Raw genomic sequence first — 18,849 nt, 5'->3', positions numbered from 1 at the left:
ACCGCATCAAGCTGAAGCTAAACGGCTTGAGCCCCGTAAAATACAGGGCTCAGGCGGCGAGCTAAAACTGTCCAACTTTCGGGGGGCAGTCCACTGGAGCGTGAGGAACGATAGTCGTCCGTAAGAACACCATCGTGCCCATGCTCCGCGTGGGTATGCCGTTCGGGACGCTCTGCGTCCTATCTTCTTTGTTGCAGCCGGGTATCAGGGCTGAATCACTGTCTTTTCCGATGCGGCCGGCGTAGAGGGCTTGGTAGCAGGTTTGGCCGCCGGCTTTCTTGTCGCTGTTTTTTTCGCTGCTGCAGTTTTGGTCGCGGTGCTGGTTTTGCGGGTGCTCGCAGCGGCAGGCTTTTTGGCAGCCTCGACGGGCCCGGTCGCTGCTTTCTTGACGGCTGGCTTGGCCGCTACGCTCTTGTCCGCCGCTTTGGCGACAGGCTTGGGCGCAGCCTTGACCAACGGTTTCGCCGCGTTCTTCGTCGCTGCCGGTTTGGCCGCCACAGTGCGCGAGGCAGCCGGTCTGGCTTTCGCGCCCGTCAGTAGCTCGATCTGCCGGGTCAGCTGGTCGACCTTGCTGTTCAGCGCCTGTACTTCACTGCGGCTCGGCACACCCAGGCGCGCAATCGCGCCATTCAGACGCTTGTCGAAAGCCTCTTCCAGCTCGTTCCACTTGCCAACCGCGAGGTCTTTCACGTCGTCTACGCGGGACTTGGCCGACTTGCTAGTGTTCTTGACGTCATCGAGCTGCTTCTGCGCTTCGACCTTGGTCAGTTTCTCGGCCTTCTCGCCGTCCTTCACCAGCGTCTCGAAAAGCTTGCTGCCGTCATTGCTGATTTTGGAATACGCGCCCAAACCAGCCAGCCAGATCTGACGAGAGTACTTCTCAACCTCGCCCATCCAGGAGCTGCCATCTTTTTCGGTTTTTTTCTTGCCAGCCATCCTGTTCTCCTTATCGTCCAGACGTGAAACGCACGAGTCATTCGGCACGCAGCGTTCGAGCTTTTATCGGCCCGACACGCTCATGCAGCACCGGCGGCTCGCAATGAGCGTGTCTACATCATGTTTAGACGCGATACCGATCCGGTTCAAGGCCTTTGCGACTCGAAGGTCGAAAGCACGCTCGATTCTGTCGATTTGCACGCATAAAAGAGCGCATGGGCACACGGCGGCGAAGAAAAATCAGCAGGTCTGCATACGGCACTCAGGCAGCGAGCGCCTTGTCCAGAACGCGCTCGACTTCTGTCTTGATCGAACCGCTCATGGCCGACAGGATGAAGTTCAGCTCGATGTTGACGCGGATCAAAGCCTCTTCGACCTCGACCTCGCCCTTGGCGCCCTTGCCCTCCAGTTTTACGGTATCGCCAGCCCATTCGTGGGCCAGTCCGTATCGGGTGGAGAGCTTCTCGACCAGTTGCTCGGCCTTTTCGCGAGCCTTCTCGAGGCCCAGGGCGTGCGGGCGTTCAACGGTTATCTTGGCCATCGGAGGCTTCCTTGATCGTCATATGAAATGCGGCGCAACTATATACACCCGCCCGCATCCAAGAAAGCGTTGCAGGTGAGCCTTGTCAAGACAAAGCCGGCCTTGGCGATTAGAATGACCCGCACTCTATTCCGGTGAAGCGATATGAACGATCAGCGCAAAGGCAGCGATGCCGAACCTACGACTCACTTCGGTTACAAAAATGTACCGGAAAGCCAGAAGGCAGAAAAAGTCGCTGAGGTTTTCCATTCGGTAGCGGCCAAGTACGACCTGATGAACGACCTGCTGTCCGGCGGCATGCATCGCCTGTGGAAGCGTTTCGCGATCGAGCTGTCCGGCGTCCGCACCGGTAACCGCGTGCTGGACATTGCTGGCGGCACGGGCGACCTGACCCGCAAATTCTCCAACCTGGTCGGCCCGACCGGCCAGGTGGTACTGGCTGACATCAACGCCTCCATGCTCAAGGTCGGCCGTGACCGCCTGCTGGACCTGGGTGTGTCGGGCAACGTCGAGTTCGTCCAGGCAGACGCCGAGAAGCTGCCATTCCCGGACAACCATTTCGACTGCGTGACCATCGCGTTCGGCCTGCGCAACGTGACGCACAAGGAAGACGCCCTGCGTTCCATGCTGCGCGTGCTCAAGCCGGGTGGTCGCCTGTTGGTGCTGGAGTTCTCCAAGCCGACCAACAAGTTGATGTCCAAGGCCTACGACGCCTACTCGTTCGCGTTCATGCCGTTGATGGGCAAGCTGGTCACCAATGATTCGGAAAGCTACCGCTATCTGGCCGAATCGATCCGCATGCACCCCAACCAGGAAACCCTCAAGTCGATGATGGTAGAAGCCGGTTTTGACCGCGTGACCTATCACAACATGACTGCCGGCGTCGTGGCCCTGCACCGCGGTATCAAACCCTGATGTTGCTCCGGGGGCTGCTCGCCAGCATCGAGCACGGCATCAATCGGGTGCTGCGCCTGGACAGCACCGCGCTGCCCCGCATGGCGCGTCTGTCCGGACGTGTCATTGCGGTGGACTGTCGCGATCCGTCCCTGAAGCTGTTCATCCTGCCCAGCGACCAAGGCTTGCTGCTCGCCGCTGACTGGGCTGCCGAAGCCGACTGCACCCTGCGTGCGCCGGCGTCCAGCCTGGTGCGTCTGTCCCTGAGCAAAGACAAGACCGCTGTGCTGCACGGCCCGGACGTCGAACTCGACGGTGACAGCGGCGCGCTGCTGGAACTGGTCGGCATTCTTCAGGACCTGGAGCTGGACTGGGAGCACGAACTGTCCAACTGGATCGGCCCGGTGGCCAGCCAGTTGTTCAGCAGCCACCTGCGCAACAGCGGGCGCTGGACGCGGGAAAGCTTCAACAGCCTCAGCCAGAACGTCACCGACTACCTCAGCGAAGAATCGCGCACGCTGGTAGGCAAACACGAAGCCGAAGCACGATTCGCCGAACTCGATCAGATCAAACTCGATCTGGAACGCCTCGAGGCGCGCTTTGCCCGCCTTGCCCACTCCCTCAATACCAGCGATAACGCATGAAGCTGCTTGCCGTCCGCCGTCTGTTTCGCATTCAACGTGTCGTTATCCGCTATCGCCTTGATGACCTGTTGTTCGCCCTGCCCCTGCCTTGGTGGATGCTCGCGCTGCGTTTCGTGCTGCCCTGGCGCTGGCTGCCACGGCGCAAATCCGAGCTGAGCCGTGGCGTACGCTTTCGCCTGGCGCTCCAGGACCTGGGGCCGATTTTCATCAAGTTCGGGCAACTGCTGTCCACCCGGCGCGACCTGCTGCCCGAGGACATCGCCGACGAGCTGATGCTGCTGCAGGATCGCGTGCCGCCGTTCGATCAGCAATTGGCGATCAAGCTGATCGAAGAACAGCTTGGCGCGCGCATCTGTGACGTGTTCAGCCGCTTCGACGAGAAGCCGCTGGCATCCGCTTCGGTCGCCCAGGTGCATGCCGCCTGCCTGAAGACCGGCGAAGAAGTCGTGGTCAAGGTGGTACGCCCCGGCCTCAAGCCGATCATCGGTCAGGACCTGGCATGGCTGTTCATTCTCGCCCGCACCGCCGAGCGCGTTTCCGCCGATGCCCGCCTGCTGCACCCGGTGCAGGTGGTGATGGATTATGAGAAGACCATCTACGACGAACTCGACCTGCTGCGTGAAGCGGCCAACGCCAGCCAGTTGCGACGCAACTTCGAAGGCTCCGACCTGCTTTACGTGCCACAAGTCTACTGGGACTGGTGCCGGCCGAAAGTGCTGGTCATGGAGCGTATCTACGGCCTGCAGGTCACCGACATGGCCGGGCTGGCGGATCAGCGCACCGACATGAAATTACTGGCCGAGCGCGGCGTGGAGATCTTCTTCACGCAGATTTTTCGCGACAGCTTCTTCCATGCCGATATGCACCCCGGCAACATTTTCGTCAGTACGGTCAACCCGTGGGCGCCGAAGTACATTGCCATCGACTGCGGTATCGTCGGCAGCCTGACCCCGGAAGATCAGGATTACCTGGCGCGTAACCTGTTTGCCTTTTTCAAACGTGATTATCGTCGCGTTGCGCAACTGCACATCGATTCGGGCTGGGTGCCGGCAGAGACCAAGCTCAATGAATTCGAAGCGGCCATCCGCACGGTCTGCGAGCCGATTTTCGAGAAGCCGCTCAAGGATATTTCCTTCGGTCAGGTGCTGATGCGTCTGTTCCAGACCGCACGCCGCTTCAATATGGAAGTCCAGCCGCAACTGGTCCTGCTGCAAAAGACCCTGCTCAACATCGAGGGGCTGGGTCGTCAGCTGTACCCGGAACTGGACCTGTGGAGCACCGCGCAGCCTTATCTGGAGCGCTGGATGCGTGAACGGGTCAGCCCGAAAACCCTGCTGGGCAATCTGCAATCACAGGTCGAGCAACTGCCGCACATCGCCGGCATGACCCGTGACCTGCTGGAACGCATGTCCCGCCCGCACGCCTCGGATCCGCCACGCCCATGGCACGATCGCAAGGACGAGCCGGTCCTGCGGCTGATCGGTGCAGCATTGCTGGTCGGCGGCGCGATACAGGGCTGGGTGATGAGCGAGGCCGCCACCCAGTTGCTGACGCTCACCGCGTGGCCGGCCGCGATCATGCTGATCGCCGGGCTGTATCTGATCGTTCGCCGATAGCCAGCAGCGAATGGCGCTGGCACACTGTTCAATCCGCCGGGCATGAAAGCCGGCTGCCGGAGTAGATATGAAAGACTGGCTGGACGAGATTCACTGGAACAGCGACGGTCTGGTGCCTGCAATCGCTCAGGATCACAAGACCGGCCGGGTATTGATGATGGCCTGGATGAACCGCGAGGCCCTGAGCCTGACCGCGGCCGAGAACCGTGCCATCTATTGGTCGCGTTCGCGTGGCAAACTCTGGCGCAAAGGTGAAGAATCGGGTCATGTGCAAAAGCTGCATGAACTGCGCCTGGACTGTGACGCCGACGTCATTATCCTGATGGTCGAGCAGATCGGTGGCATCGCTTGCCATACCGGCCGCGAAAGTTGCTTCTACCGAGTGTATGAAAAGTCAGGCTGGAAGACCGTAGACCCGGTTCTGAAAGATCCTGATGCTATTTACCCTGCAGGCCATTGAACATGACTGATACGTTGTCCCGTCTGGCCGAAGTGCTGGAATCACGCAAGGACGCCGCTGCCGACAGCTCCTATGTCGCAAGCCTGTATCACAAGGGCCTGAACAAGATTCTGGAAAAGCTCGGCGAAGAGTCGATCGAGACCATCATCGCTGCCAAGGACGCTGCGGTCAGCGGCGATTGCAGTGACGTGATTTATGAAACCGCTGACCTGTGGTTTCACAGCATGGTGATGCTCGCCGCGCTGGGTCAGCACCCACAGGCCGTGCTCGATGAACTGGACCGCCGATTCGGCTTGTCCGGTCACGCGGAAAAAGCCGCTCGCACGGCAGAGTAACGCTCTCCCCTTTCAAGCTTGAACTCTTTTACGAGGACTGTTTCATGGGTATTTTTGACTGGAAACACTGGATCGTCATCCTGATCGTCGTAGTACTGGTTTTCGGGACCAAGAAACTCAAGGGCCTGGGCAGCGACGTCGGCGAATCGATCAAGGGCTTTCGCAAGGCGATGAATGACGACGACAAGCCTGCCGAACAGCCTGCACCTCAACCCCAGCAGGCCCAGCCAGCCCCACAGGGCTCGCCGCTGAATCAGCCGCACACCATCGACGCGCAGGCGCACAAAGTCGACGAGCCGATCCGCAAAGACCAGGTTTAAGCCCATGTTCGGTATCAGCTTCTCTGAACTGCTGCTTGTCGGCCTGGTTGCCTTGCTGGTACTGGGTCCCGAGCGCCTGCCGGGTGCTGCACGCACCGCAGGCTTATGGATCGGCCGCTTGAAGCGCAGCTTCAATGCGATCAAACAGGAAGTTGAACGTGAAATCGGGGCCGACGAAATTCGTCGGCAGTTGCACAACGAGCATATTCTTTCGATGGAAGACGAAGCGCGCAAAATGTTCGCGCCCAATCAGCCGTCCGAGAACAGCCCGGAGCCGGCAAACCCGCCGCCAGCGCCCGCTGCGGCCGAAGCTGCAAGCCCCGTGCACAACCAAGCCGCACACCACGAAATCGGCCCTGCCCAACCTGCGGCACCAAAGACCGAGCTGTCGCTGGAGAAAACCGCCAAACCGGCTGACGCCGGCACACCGGTCCCGGCGCCTCCCGCCCACGATTCGTCATTGCCACCGCGAGCACCATGAGCGCTGATACCCCGGAAAATGATCAGCAAATGCCGCTGATCTCGCACCTCACCGAGCTGCGTACACGTCTGTTGCGCTGCGTTGCGGCAGTCTTCCTGATTTTCGCCGGCCTGTTCTACTTCACGCAGAAGATCTACACACTGGTCTCGGCGCCGCTGCGAGTCTATCTGCCTGAAGGCGCAACGATGATCGCCACCGATGTGGCCTCGCCGTTCATCACGCCGTTCAAGCTGACCATGATGGTCGCGCTGTTTCTGTCCATGCCGGTCATCCTGCATCAGATCTGGGGCTTCATCGCGCCGGGCCTGTACAAGCACGAGAAGCGTGTCGCAGTGCCATTGCTGGTGTCGAGCATCATCCTGTTCTACGCAGGCATGGCGTTCGCCTACTTCCTGGTCTTCCCGCTGATTTTCCACTTCTTCGCCAGCGTGACGCCGGAAGGCGTGTCGATGATGACCGACATCGCCAGCTACCTGGACTTCGTGATGACGCTGTTCTTCGCCTTTGGCGTGGCCTTCGAAATCCCGGTGGCCGTGGTGTTGCTGGTGTGGATCGGCATCGTCGACGTCAAGTACCTGAAGAAGATCCGCCCTTACGTGATCATCGGCTGCTTCGTGGTCGGCATGATCCTCACGCCGCCGGACATCTTCTCGCAGACGCTGCTGGCGGTGCCGATGTGGCTGCTCTTCGAGCTGGGCGTCCTGTGCAGCACGATGATCAAGAAGCGTGGCGAACATCCGGACGATGAGGCCGAGGACGCTGACAAGCAGGATCAGCCGCCCGCGACCACTCCGTGAACCTGCTGCTGCTTGAGGAAGCCGATTTCATTGCGGCGGACCGGGTGGTCCTGCGTGACCGCCGCCTGAAGCACATGCAGGAGGTGCACCGCGCAGAGGTTGGCGACAGTTTGCGTGTGGGCCGCGTCAATGGCCTGCTGGGCAATGCCCAACTGCTGCGCCTTGAACCCCATGAAGCAGAGCTGCGTGTCGAGCTGCAGAGTGCTCCGCCGGCAAAGCTGCCGCTTACCCTGTTGCTGGCGTTGCCACGCCCGAAGATGTTACGCCGGGTGTTTCAGACCGTTGCGACCATGGGCGTACCGAAAGTCATTCTGCTGAACAGCTACAGGGTGGAAAAAAGCTTCTGGCAGACGCCGTTTCTCGAGGCCGAAGCCATCCGCGAGCAGCTGATTCTGGGCCTGGAGCAGGCGCGCGATTCGGTGCTGCCTGAAATCGTGATCGAAAAGCGCTTCAAGCCGTTCGTTGAAGATCGCTTGCCGCAGATCGCGCTCGACACACTGGCCCTGGTCGGCCATCCCGGTGATTTCCCGGCCTGCCCACGTGCGGTCACCCAACCGGTCACACTGGCCATTGGCCCTGAAGGTGGCTGGATACCGTACGAAATCGATCTGTTGCGCCAGTCAGGTTTGCAGCCCGTGCAACTGGGCGAACGCATCCTGCGCGTCGAAACCGCTGTAACGGCCCTTCTCGCTCGCTTGTTCTAAGCTGTCAGTGTCGACTAAATCGCTTCAGTTAACCGATAACTGGCCGATGCAGTCGGATACTTAGGACAAAAGATGTCAAGGAGTGATCATGTCTCGTGGGTTATCCAAAAGCCTCGCCAATGCGAGTGTCAGCCTCAAATTGGCGATCGGCTTTGGTCTGGTGCTGTTGATGACGCTGATGATTTCAGCCACCGGCTGGTTCAGCAATCAGGCCCTGATCGATCGTGGGGACCGTGTCACTGCGATTGCAGAGGTCAATGAGCTGACCCTTCAGTTGCGCATCAACCGTATGAGCTACGAGGTGCTGTACAACGCAGAGACTGCAGCGAAGGTCAGAAGTACACTCGATGAGCTCGACGCCGCACTGCAAACCGCCAGAAACCTGCTGCGATCCCCCGAGAACCTGCAGTTGCTGGATGTCCAGATTCAGGCCACTCGCGACTATCGCCAGTCGTTCGAGGACATGAGCAAGGCAATCGATACCCGCGAAGCCAGCCGCAGCCAGATGGGCGAAAACGCCGACAAGGCAGTGGATCAGGCCAACAGGATCGAAGCCGAACTGCTCAAGGAAGATAACATCCTCGCCTTCAATGGCATCGTCGGCGTCAGCAAGCTGATTCAGCAGGCGCGCTTTCAGGTACGTGGTTACACCTACAGCGGCCGTCCCGATTTCGAAAAGGACGCCAATAAAGCCATCGATGATGCTGTGACCGGAATCAACACGCTGGCTGGCGACATTTCCTCCACTTATTCGCCCATGCTGCAACAGGCCATCGCCGGACTGAATGGCTACCGCGCGGCTGTGGGCAAATACCGCGATGCCCAGGCCGCCTCCAAGGCCGCACTGGATAAAATGACCACGCTGGGCGTCAGCATGCTCGCCACCAGCAACGACCTGATTACCCGACAGAACAAGAGCCGCGACGCAGACAGCGCCAAGTCGGTTCAGATGATCATCGCCGCGACTGCGCTGGCAATGGTGCTTGGCATCCTCGCGGCCTGGGTCATCACTCGCCAGATCACCACCCCGCTACAGGAGACACTCGAAGTAGTGGAGCGGGTCGCCTCGGGTGACCTGAGCCGCAACCTCAAGGTTGATCGCAAGGACGAGCTGGGCAAGCTGCAGGCCACGATTCAGCGCATGACGGTCAGTCTGCGCGAACTGGTCGGCGGGATTCGTGATGGCGTCACCCAGATTGCCAGCGCTGCGGAAGAGCTGTCGGCGGTTACCGAGCAGACCAGTGCCGGGGTCAACAGCCAGAAGGTCGAGACCGATCAGGTCGCTACTGCCATGCATGAAATGACGGCGACCGTTCAGGAGGTCGCACGCAACGCCGAGGAAGCTTCGGAAGCAGCGGTGACGGCAGACCGTCAGGCCCGTGACGGGGAACGGGTGGTCAACGAGGCCATTGCGCAAATCGAACGTCTCGCCTCTGCGGTGGGCAACTCCAGCGAAGCAATGGGCGCGTTGAAACAGGAAAGCGACAAGATTGGCAGCGTGCTGGACGTCATCAAATCGGTCGCCGAACAGACCAACCTGCTGGCGTTGAACGCCGCTATCGAGGCAGCACGCGCCGGTGAGGCCGGTCGGGGCTTTGCGGTGGTTGCCGATGAAGTGCGCAGCCTGGCGCAACGCACGCAAAAATCCACTGAAGAAATCGAAGCACTTATTGCCCGCCTGCAAAGCGGCACACAACAGGCAACCACCGTCATGGACAGCAGCCGCGAGCTGAGCACCAGCAGCGTGGAACTGACCCGCAGGGCCGGCGGATCGCTGGCGAACATCACCAAAACCGTCTCGTCGATCCAGGCCATGAACCAGCAGATTGCGGCTGCCGCCGAAGAACAGAGCGCGACCGCCGAAGAGATCAACCGCAGCATCATCAATGTCCGTGACGTGTCCGAACAGACCTCTGCAGCCAGTGAAGAAACCGCGGCGTCCAGTGTAGAACTGGCGAGACTGGGCAATCACCTTCAGGTGCTGGTGAGCCGTTTCACCGTCTGACCTGTCAGGACACAGCCCGCGTCAGCACTCGGCGCGGGCCATTTTTCCCGACAAAATGTGACACCTTTCACCCCTCCTCCCTGCTCGGAAATCTCCTACGACCTTCTCAGGTCACGCAATGAATCGCCACGCCGATGCGCTCACAACGCATGTCCCGACGGGTTCGGAACGTGCTTTTGTTCGCTCATTGCAGGAGATTCCAATGTTCCGACTGATCAATCAAGCGCTCGGCAACATGAACGTCAGATTCAAACTGTCCCTGGGTTTCGGCCTGGTGCTGTTATTGACGCTGATCATCACACTGACGGGCTGGCATGGCCTGTACACCATGATCGACCGCTCGGAGTCGCTCTCGGACATCGCCCAGCTCAACGGTCTGACCAAAGATCTGCGCGCCGAGCGAATCACCGACCGCGTCCAGAAAACGCCGGAGAGTACGGCGCTGGTTACAGAAAAGCTCAATGAAATGAAAGCCCAGCTCACCCTGCTGCACAAGCAGAGTGACGAGGAGGCAACCATCAAGCTGCTCAACGGGCAGTTCGAGACGCTGAACAGGATCGAAAAGACCTTCGCGGACGTTCGCGACAACCGACAGACCCGCAACCAGATACGCACGCGCCTGGAGCAGACCTCGGAACAGGCCTTGCAGGCCATCGCGCAGGTTGAGGTAGAAGTGCTCAAAAGCGTCAGCCAGGAACAGGACAGCAGCGAGCGGATGGAGGAATTCACCAATATTTCCCAACTGAGGCAGCAGGTCCAGACCGCTCGTTATCAAGTGCAGACGTATACCTTCACCACCCGCGACGCCGATGAAAGCGCAGCCATTGCGGCCATCGACGAAGCGCTCAAGGAAATCGGGCAGATCGCTCAGGATCAGGGCAACGAAAGCCTTCAGGGCCTGACACCGGCGACCGCAGCCCTGCAGAGTTATCGCGAACGGCTTGGCGAGTTCAAGCAGATACAGACCAAGGCCGAAGCGGATCAGGAAATCATGGAAGGCCTTGGCGAAACGCTGCTGGACTCCGTCGGCGCGCTGAATCGCCTGCAGACTGCACAGCGCGACAGCGAGGCGGCTAATTCCAGCGCCATGCTGAGCAGTGTTGCAGGTCTGGCTCTGCTGATCGGATTGCTTGCCGCCTGGATCATGACCCGACAGATCACCGTGCCGTTGCAGCAGACACTCAGTGCCGCAGCGCGCATCGCTCAGGGCGATCTGAGCCGGGACATATCGGTCACACGCCGTGACGAAATGGGTCAGTTACAAGGCAGCATGCAGACCATGACCGTCAGCCTGCGCGAACTGGTTGGCGGCATCAGCGAGGGCGTGTCGCAGATCGCCAGCGCGGCCGAACAGTTATCCGCGGTGACCAAACAGACCTGCATCGGAGTCACCAGCCAAAAAGACGAAACCGACCAGGTGGCCACGGCCATGAATGAAATGGCCGCGACCGTGCAGGAAGTCGCGCGCAATGCGCAAGAAGCTTCGCAGGCAGCCGCTCAGGCGGATCAACAGGCGCGCAGCGGCGATGAAGTGGTCCGGCAGGCGATCACGCAGATCGAGCAACTGGCTCGCGAAGTGCTGAACTCCACGCAGTCGATGAGCGCGCTCAAGCAGGAGAGTAACAAGATCGTCGGCGTTCTTGACGTGATCAAGTCTGTTTCACAGCAGACCAATCTGCTGGCTCTCAATGCGGCGATTGAAGCAGCCCGCGCGGGAGAGGCCGGGCGCGGCTTCGCGGTGGTTGCCGATGAAGTGCGTGGTCTGGCGCAGCGCACGCAAAAATCCACCGAGGAAATCGAAGAGCTGATCGCCGCCCTGCAAACCGGCACACAACAGGTCGCGACCACTCTGGACAGCAGCCGCACCCTGACTGACAACACGGTTGAACTGAGCCGTCGTGCCGGTGGCGCACTGGAGCAGATCACCCGCACCGTGGCGACGATCCAGCACATGAACGAACAGATCGCTACCGCCAGCGAGGAACAGAGCGTGGTCGCCGAACAGATCAACCGTAACGTCATCAGCGTACGCGACATCTCCGAACAAACCGCCGCAGCCAGCGAACAAACCGCCGCCTCCAGCGTCGAACTCGCCAGACTGGGAACCCACCTGCAGACACTGGTGGGGAAATTCAGGGTGGGTTGATAGATCTGCGACGCAAGGATTCCGACGCTGGAGCGCTTGGCGTTATACACCAGCCTGCTTTTGATTCTGCCCAACGGGCGTAGGAGCGGACTTGTCCGCGAAGGGGCCGCCAAGCTTTCCGGACATGCATCGCCTGAGCGACCGTCTTCGCGAACAAGTTCGCCCCTACCCCTCGGGCAGGAGGCCGTTTTTGATTCTGCCCAACGGGCGTAGGAGCGGACTTGTCCGCGAAGGGGCCGCCAAGCTTTCCGAACATGCATCGCCTGAGCGAGCGTCTTCGCGAACAAGTTCGCTCCTAGCCCTCGGGCAGGAGGCCGTTTTTGATTCTGCCCAACGGGCGTAGGAGCGGACTTGTCCGCGAAGGGGCCGCCAAGCTTTCCGAACATGCCGCGAACAAGTTCGCCTCTCCCCCTCGCTTGCGTGGGTCTTTGCCACAAAGCCCAATAAAAAAGCCCCCGACGCGCTAAGCGTCAGGGGCTCTTTTCGTAGCCGGGCGGTTTTAGACCGGGACCGGCTCCGATACTTTACCGACAGGTTGCAAAGGCAGCAGAGGCGCATGTGGATCGGCTTCGATGGAAGCTCTCCACGCGGCCAGCCACTCTTCGTGACCTTCGCTCCAGACGCGCTCGTGCAAGCGGCCAAGGGCTACCGGGTCGCTCAGCAGCATCAGGCGTTCCTGATTGCCGAGTTTTGCCGGACCAACCTTGAGTGCCTGATCGACACGCTCCATACGCACCACTTCAATCGGCTGAGCCTGACGGTGACGCGACGTCGCCAGGGCGCAGGCCAGGGCGTTCTGGCGCGGGTCGACCACAGCGCGGATGAAGCCCTGCTTCAGCGCATGCCAGCGGTTCTCGTAGGTGTACCGATCCGTCGAGATCAGCTCTTGCGGCGGCTCGAACTCTTCAGGAATCAGGAAGAACTTCTCGTCACGCGCCTTGACGCCCAGATTGGTACGGCTGGAAATCACCGACACCGGAATCGACAGCATCAACGACACCACGATCGGCGCAAGCCACCACAGGAAGCTCGGGTTCAACCAGAACACCAGCAAGGCCCAGCACGCGCCCAGCAGGGTTTGCGGACCATGACGCTTCACCGCTTCGATCCACGGCGTGGAGTCATCGTCGCGTTGCGGCGAGTTCCAGGTCGCGGCCCAGCCCAGGAAAGCGGCCAGTACGAAGCGTGTGTGGAACAGCATGCGCACCGGAGCCAGCAGCACCGAGAAGAGCATTTCCAGCAGCATCGAAACGGTGACCTTGAACTTCCCACCGAAGCCTTTCGCGCCCTTGGCCCAGATCAGAATGACGCTGAGCAGTTTAGGCAGGAACAGCAGGACGATGGTGGTCGAGAACAACGCAACGGCTTTTTCCGGGTGCCATTGTGGCCACAGCGGGTACAGCTGACGCGGTTCAAGGAAGTAGGTCGGCTCCATCAACGTGTTCACCGCCAGCAAGGCCGTGGACAGCACGAGGAAGAAGAACCACAACGGCGCCGACAGGTAAGACATCACACCGGTCAGGAACACCGCACGGTGAACCGGGTGCATGCCCTTGACCAGGAACAGCCTGAAGTTCATCAGGTTGCCGTGGCACCAGCGACGGTCACGCTTGAGTTCGTCCAGCAGGTTAGGCGGCAACTCTTCGTAACTGCCTGGCAGGTCGTAGGCAATCCACACGCCCCAGCCGGCACGGCGCATCAGCGCAGCTTCGACGAAGTCGTGGGAGAGGATCGCACCGGCGAATGCGCCTTTGCCGGGCAGCGGCGCCAGGGCGCAGTGCTCGATGAAGGGCTTCATGCGGATGATCGCGTTGTGACCCCAATAGTGGGATTCACCCAGCTGCCAGAAGTGCAGACCGGCAGTGAACAGCGGACCATAGACCCGGGTAGCGAACTGCTGCATGCGTGCATACAGCGTGTCCATACCCGACGCACGTGGCGCGGTCTGGATGATACCGGCGTCCGGCGTGGCTTCCATCAGGCGAACCAGACTGGTCAGACACTCACCGCTCATGACGCTGTCGGCGTCCAGCACGACCATGTAGCGGTAGTCACCGCCCCAGCGCCGGCAGAAGTCGTCGAGGTTGCCGCTTTTGCGTTTTACGCGACGGCGACGGCGACGATAGAAGATCTTGCCAAAGCCTTTGGTCTCGCGGCACACGTCCAGCCACGCCTGTTGCTCGGCAACGGCGATGTCGGTTTCGTTGGTGTCACTGAGCACGAAGAAATCGAAACGATCCAGGTCACCCGTGGCCGCTACCGATTCGAACGTAGCGCGCAGACCGGCGAAAACCCGAGGCACGTCTTCGTTGCAGATCGGCATGACCAGCGCAGTACGTGCGCCCTTTTCGATCGGCTCGTTGCCGGCACTGGCACCCGAGATGCGGTATTTGTCGCGACCGGTGAGCAATTCCAGGAAGCCCATCAGCGCGGTCCAGAAACCGGCCGATACCCAGCAGAACAGAATCCCGAACAGCAACAGAATACTGGTCTGCAAGGCATAAGGCATGACCTGCAAGGCGGTCTGCACGAAGGTCTGACGGGTGATTTCGTCGAGCGAAACCAGCGACCAGCCCTGATACGGCAGAATGCCTTTCATGTACCAGCCAGCCACGATCGTCTGACCCAGCATGAGGATCAGCAGGATGTAGCGACGGATCGAACCGACGGTACGCCAGCGCGCCTTCGGCAGATCCCGCGGCAGATCATCGTGCTCGGGCTTGGGCGGGTTGCCCTTGCCGGTCAGGCGACGCCAGCCGCGCACCAGGATGTTGGTGCGCCATGGCTCTGGCACGACCTTGGTCCGGCGAATCGGTGGTGTAGCCTTCAGGCACAGGCGACCGCTGGCATCGACGCCGAGCATCTCGGCGTCCTCCAGCTGATCTGCGGTGGTCAGCGTCAGACGGCGACCCACCGAAGCCTGAGCGGCCTCGGCAGGGTCAGTGACCGGCTGCGCGGACAGTCGCTCATGCAACTCGGCGAAGGTCGTGCAGCCGGCAAGTTCTGCCCGCTGCTCGTCGCTCATCGGTAAATGCGCCAGGTACTCGTTCAGAGACATTGGCACCGGTAGAGAATTACTCATCGCTCGGCAACTGATAGCTCCAGGTCTCGGTCATGACTTGCAACGTCTTGGCCGGTTCCGGATGGGTGGGTGCTGCCTCGGTTTCAGGCTGCTGAATTTCCTTACCGTCCTTGTCCTTGGCTACGTCAGCCTTGGATGCGTCGGCTTTGCCTGCATCGGCCTTGGCGACTTCGCCTTTGCCTTTGGCTGCGTCAGCTTTTGCTGCGTCAGCCTTGCCTGCTTCAGACTTGGCAGTCTCAGGCTTGGCAGCTTCCGGCTTGGGTGCGTCGGCCTTGGCGATTTCTACCTGGTCGTTGGCGGACTCCTTGGCGACTGCCGGCTTGGCAGCTTCCTTGGCGGCGGCCTTCTTCTCTTCGGCTTTGTCAGCCACGAGCAGCGCAGGTTCCTTGCCCGGTTCGGCAGGGATTTCACGCAACAGGTAGGCGCGCATTTCGGTCGGCTTGCTGGAATCCTTGACCTTGACACGCAGGGTCAGGCGGTAACCTTTGGTGACCGGGTTGTAGCGCAGGTTGTTTTCCACCAGCTCGACGTTGTCGTCAGTGGTCACCTGGCTGCGAATGGTCTTGTCTTCCGGCAGTGCGGCCAGCACCGGGCCCACGAAGTCGACCAGGAAGGCAAGGCTGCCGTCCGGCTGACGGATCAGGTTGGACTGACGCACGTCACCGATGGAGCGTTGAGTCTGCTTGACCCAGCCCAGATCCGGCGAGTGAATCGAGTTTTCCTGCATGGTCCAGTGCAGACGGTAGTCGAACGCCATTTCCTGACCAGGCTCGGCCAGCGTTTCAGGCTTCCAGTAAGCTACGATGTTGTCGTTGGTCTCGTCGGCAGTCGGAATTTCGACCAGCTCGACAGTCCCTTTACCCCAATCGCCCTTCGGCTCGATCCAGGCACTTGGACGCTTGTCGTAGCGGTCATCCAGGTCTTCGTACTGGCTGAAGTCGCGGCCACGTTGCAGCAGACCGAAACCACGCGGGTTCTCGACCGAGAAGCTGCTGATGGACAGATGTTTAGGGTTGTTCAGCGGACGCCACAGCCACTCACCGTTGGCCGCCTGAATCGACAGACCGCTGGAATCGTGCAGTTCACGACGGTAGTTAGGCACACGCGAAGGCTGGTTGGCGCCGAACAGGAACATACTGGTCAGAGGAGCAACGCCCAGCTTGTTGACCTTGTCACGCAGGAACATGCGCGACTTCACGTCAACCAGGGTGTTGGTACCCGGACGCAGGGTCAACTGATAGGCACCGGTGGCACGCGGCGAGTCGAGCAGAGCAAAGATCACCAGATGGTTGTCATCCGGGCCTGGCTTCTCGATCCAGAATTCCTTGAAGCGCGGAAATTCTTCACCGGATGGCGAGGCAGTGTCGATCGCCATGCCGCGCGCGGAAAGGCCATAAACCTGACCCTTGCCGATGACGCGGAAGTAGCTCGCGCCCAGCATGGTCATGATTTCGTCCTGCTTGTCATCCTTGTTGATCGGATACAGGACACGGAAACCGGCATAACCCAGTTTCTCGGTGGATTTCGGGTCGATCTTCAGATCGCCGAAGTCAAAACGATTCGGGTCGTACTTGATCTCGTCGACGCTGGTCGCGGTCACTTCGTTGATCTTGACCGGCGTATCGAAGTGCATGCCCTGGTGGTAGAAAGACACTTTGAACGGAGTCTTTTCACCCGCCCATTCGGCCTTGTCATCACGGAAGCGGATCTTCTGATAATCGGCGAACTTCATGTCGCGCAGCTCGTTCGGCAGATTGCTCCGCGGAGCCTCGAACTTCTGCCCGGCCATTTCTTTGGCCTTCGCCGCTACATCATCAAGGTTGAACGCCCACAGCTGACCTGCACTGAACAGGCATACAAGGGCCGAGCTTGCCAGAAGTGCACTACGCAACCGCTTGACAGGTGTCTTTGGAGCATCACAGGGACTAACAATCACGAGCAACCCTCGCCGAAAAACAGATGAAAAAACCAACGGCCAGCTATCAATGCCGGGTTGGCGAGCATTGTTCCGACTCCGAATGGGCTTAATGATTCCCCAACCAGGTGTCAGAACCGCTTTTGTCATACCAAATGGACCAACAGTGTCGATCCCCGCAACGCGCGATTATCCAGTAGCGCGCGCCACAACGCATCAGGTATGACAAAGAAATTTATTCCCGCAAGACAGATGAATTCAGGGGGATAAAGTGAAATCGTAGCTTATGTATCAAACAAAAATGTCACGGGGCCATCATTTATCAGGTGCACCTGCATGTCTGCACCAAACTGGCCCGCAGCTACCGTGGGATGCGCGATTCTGGCCTGGCTCAACAGATAGTCGAACAGCTCGGCGCCCAGTGCCGGAGGCGCGGCTTTCGAGAAGCCCGCACGCAACCCGCTTTTGGTGTCCGCAGCTAGCGTGAACTGGGAAACCAGCAACAGGCCGCCACGCACCTCACGCAAGGACAGATTCATCTTGCCCTCAACATCGCTGAACACCCGATAATTAAGCAACTTGTGCAGCAACTTATCGGCACTGGCGCGGGTGTCTTGAGGCTCTATTCCCACCAACACCAATATGCCCTGTTCAATGGCGCCCACGACCTCGGTGCCCACCTCGACGCGCGCACTTCGCACGCGCTGCAACAAACCTTTCATAGATGCCTTTCCAGACTCAAAACCAATACCGGACTGCTGTCACGCCTCTTCGGGCGGCAGGTCGAGCAGATTGCGCGCTACTTCTGCGGCGGCACGTACCAGCGCGTCGGCGATACCCGGCTCGGCTGCCGAATGCCCGGCCTCGCGGATCACCTGCAGTTCGCTGCCAGGCCAGTTCTGGTGCAGCTCCCATGCATTATCCAGCGGACAGATGACATCGTAACGACCGTGGACGATGATTGCCGGCAGGTGCGCGATCTTCGGCATGTCGCGAATCAGCTGGTTGTCTTCCAGAAAGGCGTTGTTCATGAAGTAGTGACATTCGATGCGCGCGATGGACAACGCACGGTGCGGCTCGGCAAAGCGATCGACCACTTGCGGATTGGGCCGCAGGGTTGCGCAGCGCCCTTCCCAGGTCGACCAGGCCTTGGCAGCGTGCATCTGGGCGATCTGGTCCGGACCGGTGAGTCGCTTGTGGAAGGCAGCCAGAATGTTGTCACGCTCGTCCAGCGGGATCGGCGCGACATAATCCTGCCAATAGTCCGGAAACAGACGGCTGGCGCCGGCCTGATAGAACCAGTCGATTTCCTGCTGACGGGCAAGGAATACGCCACGCAGGATCATCGCGTGCACGCGGTCGGGATGGGTCTGTGCATAGGCCAGAGCGAGGGTCGAACCCCACGAACCGCCGAACAACACCCATTTGTCGATCCCGAGGTGCTCGCGAATCGCTTCAAGGTCTTCCACCAGTTTCCAGGTGGTGTTGTTTTCAAGGCTGGCATGCGGTGTGGAACGACCGCAGCCGCGCTGGTCGAACGTGACAATGCGGTACAGGTTGGGATCGAAATAGCAGCGACTGTGCGCATCGCATCCCGAACCCGGCCCGCCGTGGATAAACACCACCGGCAAGCCTTCTGGCGAGCCACTCTCATCGACGTAAAGCACATGCGGTTGTTCCACGGCCAGATCGTGCCGGGCGTAGGGTTTGATCTGCGGGTACAAAGTCTGCATAAGTGCTCCATAAGTCCAGTTCAGAGGCTTCTATTATTCTGCCGTGGGGCATCATAAACCCGAAACGAAGAATCAGCATGCTGCACGTCATTGATCAGGATGGAACGAACGATGCAAGCGTTTTGCCAATTTCAACGGTGCGCGAACCAGAGCTGTCGCGCTGGGTCGAAGCGAGAGCTATGCCATGAATTATTTCGCTTTTTTTCAGGAAATAATTGACGACACGCCTACAGTCTAAGA

The 18,849-nt window shown here is 59.9% G+C and carries 17 protein-coding genes and 2 pseudogenes; 12 read left to right on the top strand and 7 right to left on the bottom strand.

Translation table 11 applies throughout. The annotated features are described in order from the left end of the window. Positions 1-204: 204 nt before the first annotated feature. The 3 genes and pseudogenes from KBY02_RS18395 to KBY02_RS18385 form a co-directional block, all read right to left on the bottom strand. Entirely contained in the window at positions 205-936 is a 732-nt protein-coding gene (locus tag KBY02_RS18395) for a phasin family protein (protein WP_104683611.1), read from the bottom strand. A gap of 63 nt (positions 937-999) precedes the next feature. After that, positions 1,000-1,137 (bottom strand): annotated as a pseudogene (locus KBY02_RS18390) (phasin family protein); the annotation flags it as partial. Between the two features lie 61 nt (positions 1,138-1,198). After that, on the bottom strand, positions 1,199-1,477 hold the full coding sequence (locus KBY02_RS18385; RefSeq protein ID WP_003316638.1) for a polyhydroxyalkanoic acid system family protein: 279 nt from the start codon (positions 1,475-1,477) through the stop codon (positions 1,199-1,201). A 144-nt stretch (positions 1,478-1,621) separates the two neighbouring features. Here KBY02_RS18385 and ubiE point away from each other — a divergent pair, with 144 nt between their 5' ends. From ubiE to KBY02_RS26595, 12 genes and pseudogenes are all read left to right on the top strand, one after another. Beyond that, positions 1,622-2,392: a bifunctional demethylmenaquinone methyltransferase/2-methoxy-6-polyprenyl-1,4-benzoquinol methylase UbiE gene (gene ubiE, locus KBY02_RS18380; protein WP_002551635.1), complete on the top strand. Its 771-nt coding sequence runs from the start codon at positions 1,622-1,624 to the stop codon at positions 2,390-2,392. Then, positions 2,392-3,015, top strand: a complete 624-nt coding sequence (locus tag KBY02_RS18375; protein ID WP_003403066.1) for an SCP2 domain-containing protein — start codon at positions 2,392-2,394, stop codon at positions 3,013-3,015. Before ubiE ends, KBY02_RS18375 begins: the two co-directional genes overlap by 1 nt. Beyond that, complete coding sequence (gene ubiB / locus KBY02_RS18370; RefSeq protein WP_003316635.1) at positions 3,012-4,631, top strand: ubiquinone biosynthesis regulatory protein kinase UbiB; 1,620 nt, start codon at positions 3,012-3,014, stop codon at positions 4,629-4,631. Before KBY02_RS18375 ends, ubiB begins: the two co-directional genes overlap by 4 nt. 67 nt (positions 4,632-4,698) lie before the next feature. Beyond that, on the top strand, positions 4,699-5,091 hold the full coding sequence (gene hisI / locus KBY02_RS18365) for a phosphoribosyl-AMP cyclohydrolase (protein WP_003403068.1): 393 nt from the start codon (positions 4,699-4,701) through the stop codon (positions 5,089-5,091). 2 nt (positions 5,092-5,093) lie between these two features. Then, positions 5,094-5,426: a phosphoribosyl-ATP diphosphatase gene (locus tag KBY02_RS18360; RefSeq protein WP_002551631.1), complete on the top strand. Its 333-nt coding sequence runs from the start codon at positions 5,094-5,096 to the stop codon at positions 5,424-5,426. A 44-nt stretch (positions 5,427-5,470) separates the two neighbouring features. Continuing rightward, positions 5,471-5,746, top strand: a complete 276-nt coding sequence (locus tag KBY02_RS18355; RefSeq protein WP_003316632.1) for a twin-arginine translocase TatA/TatE family subunit — start codon at positions 5,471-5,473, stop codon at positions 5,744-5,746. 4 nt (positions 5,747-5,750) lie between these two features. Next, positions 5,751-6,227 carry a Sec-independent protein translocase protein TatB gene (gene tatB, locus KBY02_RS18350; protein WP_011266365.1) on the top strand — a complete coding sequence of 159 codons (477 nt, stop codon included), beginning with the start codon at positions 5,751-5,753 and terminating at the stop codon, positions 6,225-6,227. Beyond that, positions 6,224-7,024, top strand: coding sequence for a twin-arginine translocase subunit TatC (tatC, locus tag KBY02_RS18345; RefSeq protein WP_011266364.1), 801 nt, complete (start codon positions 6,224-6,226; stop codon positions 7,022-7,024). Before tatB ends, tatC begins: the two co-directional genes overlap by 4 nt. Then, positions 7,021-7,728 (top strand): 16S rRNA (uracil(1498)-N(3))-methyltransferase, encoded by a 708-nt coding sequence (locus KBY02_RS18340; RefSeq protein WP_024650698.1) that lies wholly within the window; start codon positions 7,021-7,023, stop codon positions 7,726-7,728. Before tatC ends, KBY02_RS18340 begins: the two co-directional genes overlap by 4 nt. Positions 7,729-7,897: 169 nt before the next feature. After that, on the top strand, positions 7,898-9,733 hold the full coding sequence (locus KBY02_RS18335; RefSeq protein ID WP_373686953.1) for a methyl-accepting chemotaxis protein: 1,836 nt from the start codon (positions 7,898-7,900) through the stop codon (positions 9,731-9,733). A 118-nt stretch (positions 9,734-9,851) separates the two neighbouring features. Beyond that, a pseudogene (locus KBY02_RS26600) lies at positions 9,852-11,021 on the top strand (methyl-accepting chemotaxis protein); the annotation flags it as partial. Further along, positions 11,004-11,879: a methyl-accepting chemotaxis protein gene (locus KBY02_RS26595; RefSeq protein ID WP_412548791.1), complete on the top strand. Its 876-nt coding sequence runs from the start codon at positions 11,004-11,006 to the stop codon at positions 11,877-11,879. The pseudogene KBY02_RS26600 and the gene KBY02_RS26595, both read left to right, overlap by 18 nt. A 499-nt stretch (positions 11,880-12,378) precedes the next feature. On the opposite strand, the gene mdoH is transcribed toward KBY02_RS26595, so the two are convergent. From mdoH to pip, 4 genes are all read right to left on the bottom strand, one after another. After that, positions 12,379-14,961 carry a glucans biosynthesis glucosyltransferase MdoH gene (gene mdoH / locus KBY02_RS18325; RefSeq protein WP_225650672.1) on the bottom strand — a complete coding sequence of 861 codons (2,583 nt, stop codon included), beginning with the start codon at positions 14,959-14,961 and terminating at the stop codon, positions 12,379-12,381. Continuing rightward, entirely contained in the window at positions 14,954-16,897 is a 1,944-nt protein-coding gene (locus KBY02_RS18320) for a glucan biosynthesis protein G (RefSeq protein WP_024649753.1), read from the bottom strand. Before KBY02_RS18320 ends, mdoH begins: the two co-directional genes overlap by 8 nt. 263 nt (positions 16,898-17,160) lie before the next feature. After that, on the bottom strand, positions 17,161-17,598 hold the full coding sequence (dtd, locus tag KBY02_RS18315) for a D-aminoacyl-tRNA deacylase (protein ID WP_103378138.1): 438 nt from the start codon (positions 17,596-17,598) through the stop codon (positions 17,161-17,163). Positions 17,599-17,637: 39 nt separating this feature from the next. Continuing rightward, entirely contained in the window at positions 17,638-18,609 is a 972-nt protein-coding gene (gene pip, locus KBY02_RS18310) for a prolyl aminopeptidase (protein ID WP_003414210.1), read from the bottom strand. Positions 18,610-18,849 lie beyond the last annotated feature (240 nt).

This window comes from Pseudomonas sp. P129, assembly GCF_020312195.1.
GTDB lineage: Bacteria > Pseudomonadota > Gammaproteobacteria > Pseudomonadales > Pseudomonadaceae > Aquipseudomonas > Aquipseudomonas fragariae.
This window is presented reverse-complemented; position numbering and strand designations above follow the sequence as displayed.

Bases quoted from the DNA above. Each gene is read 5' to 3' on its own strand.
- KBY02_RS18395 (WP_104683611.1), bottom strand. From the start codon at position 936: ATGGCTGGCAAGAAAAAAACCGAAAAAGATGGCAGCTCCTGGATGGGC.
- KBY02_RS18385 (WP_003316638.1), bottom strand. From the start codon at position 1,477: ATGGCCAAGATAACCGTTGAACGCCCGCACGCCCTGGGCCTCGAGAAG.
- ubiE (WP_002551635.1), top strand. From the start codon at position 1,622: ATGAACGATCAGCGCAAAGGCAGCGATGCCGAACCTACGACTCACTTC.
- KBY02_RS18375 (WP_003403066.1), top strand. From the start codon at position 2,392: ATGTTGCTCCGGGGGCTGCTCGCCAGCATCGAGCACGGCATCAATCGG.
- ubiB (WP_003316635.1), top strand. From the start codon at position 3,012: ATGAAGCTGCTTGCCGTCCGCCGTCTGTTTCGCATTCAACGTGTCGTT.
- hisI (WP_003403068.1), top strand. From the start codon at position 4,699: ATGAAAGACTGGCTGGACGAGATTCACTGGAACAGCGACGGTCTGGTG.
- KBY02_RS18360 (WP_002551631.1), top strand. From the start codon at position 5,094: ATGACTGATACGTTGTCCCGTCTGGCCGAAGTGCTGGAATCACGCAAG.
- KBY02_RS18355 (WP_003316632.1), top strand. From the start codon at position 5,471: ATGGGTATTTTTGACTGGAAACACTGGATCGTCATCCTGATCGTCGTA.
- tatB (WP_011266365.1), top strand. From the start codon at position 5,751: ATGTTCGGTATCAGCTTCTCTGAACTGCTGCTTGTCGGCCTGGTTGCC.
- tatC (WP_011266364.1), top strand. From the start codon at position 6,224: ATGAGCGCTGATACCCCGGAAAATGATCAGCAAATGCCGCTGATCTCG.
- KBY02_RS18335 (WP_373686953.1), top strand. From the start codon at position 7,898: ATGACGCTGATGATTTCAGCCACCGGCTGGTTCAGCAATCAGGCCCTG.
- KBY02_RS26595 (WP_412548791.1), top strand. From the start codon at position 11,004: ATGCAGACCATGACCGTCAGCCTGCGCGAACTGGTTGGCGGCATCAGC.
- mdoH (WP_225650672.1), bottom strand. From the start codon at position 14,961: ATGAGTAATTCTCTACCGGTGCCAATGTCTCTGAACGAGTACCTGGCG.
- dtd (WP_103378138.1), bottom strand. From the start codon at position 17,598: ATGAAAGGTTTGTTGCAGCGCGTGCGAAGTGCGCGCGTCGAGGTGGGC.
- pip (WP_003414210.1), bottom strand. From the start codon at position 18,609: ATGCAGACTTTGTACCCGCAGATCAAACCCTACGCCCGGCACGATCTG.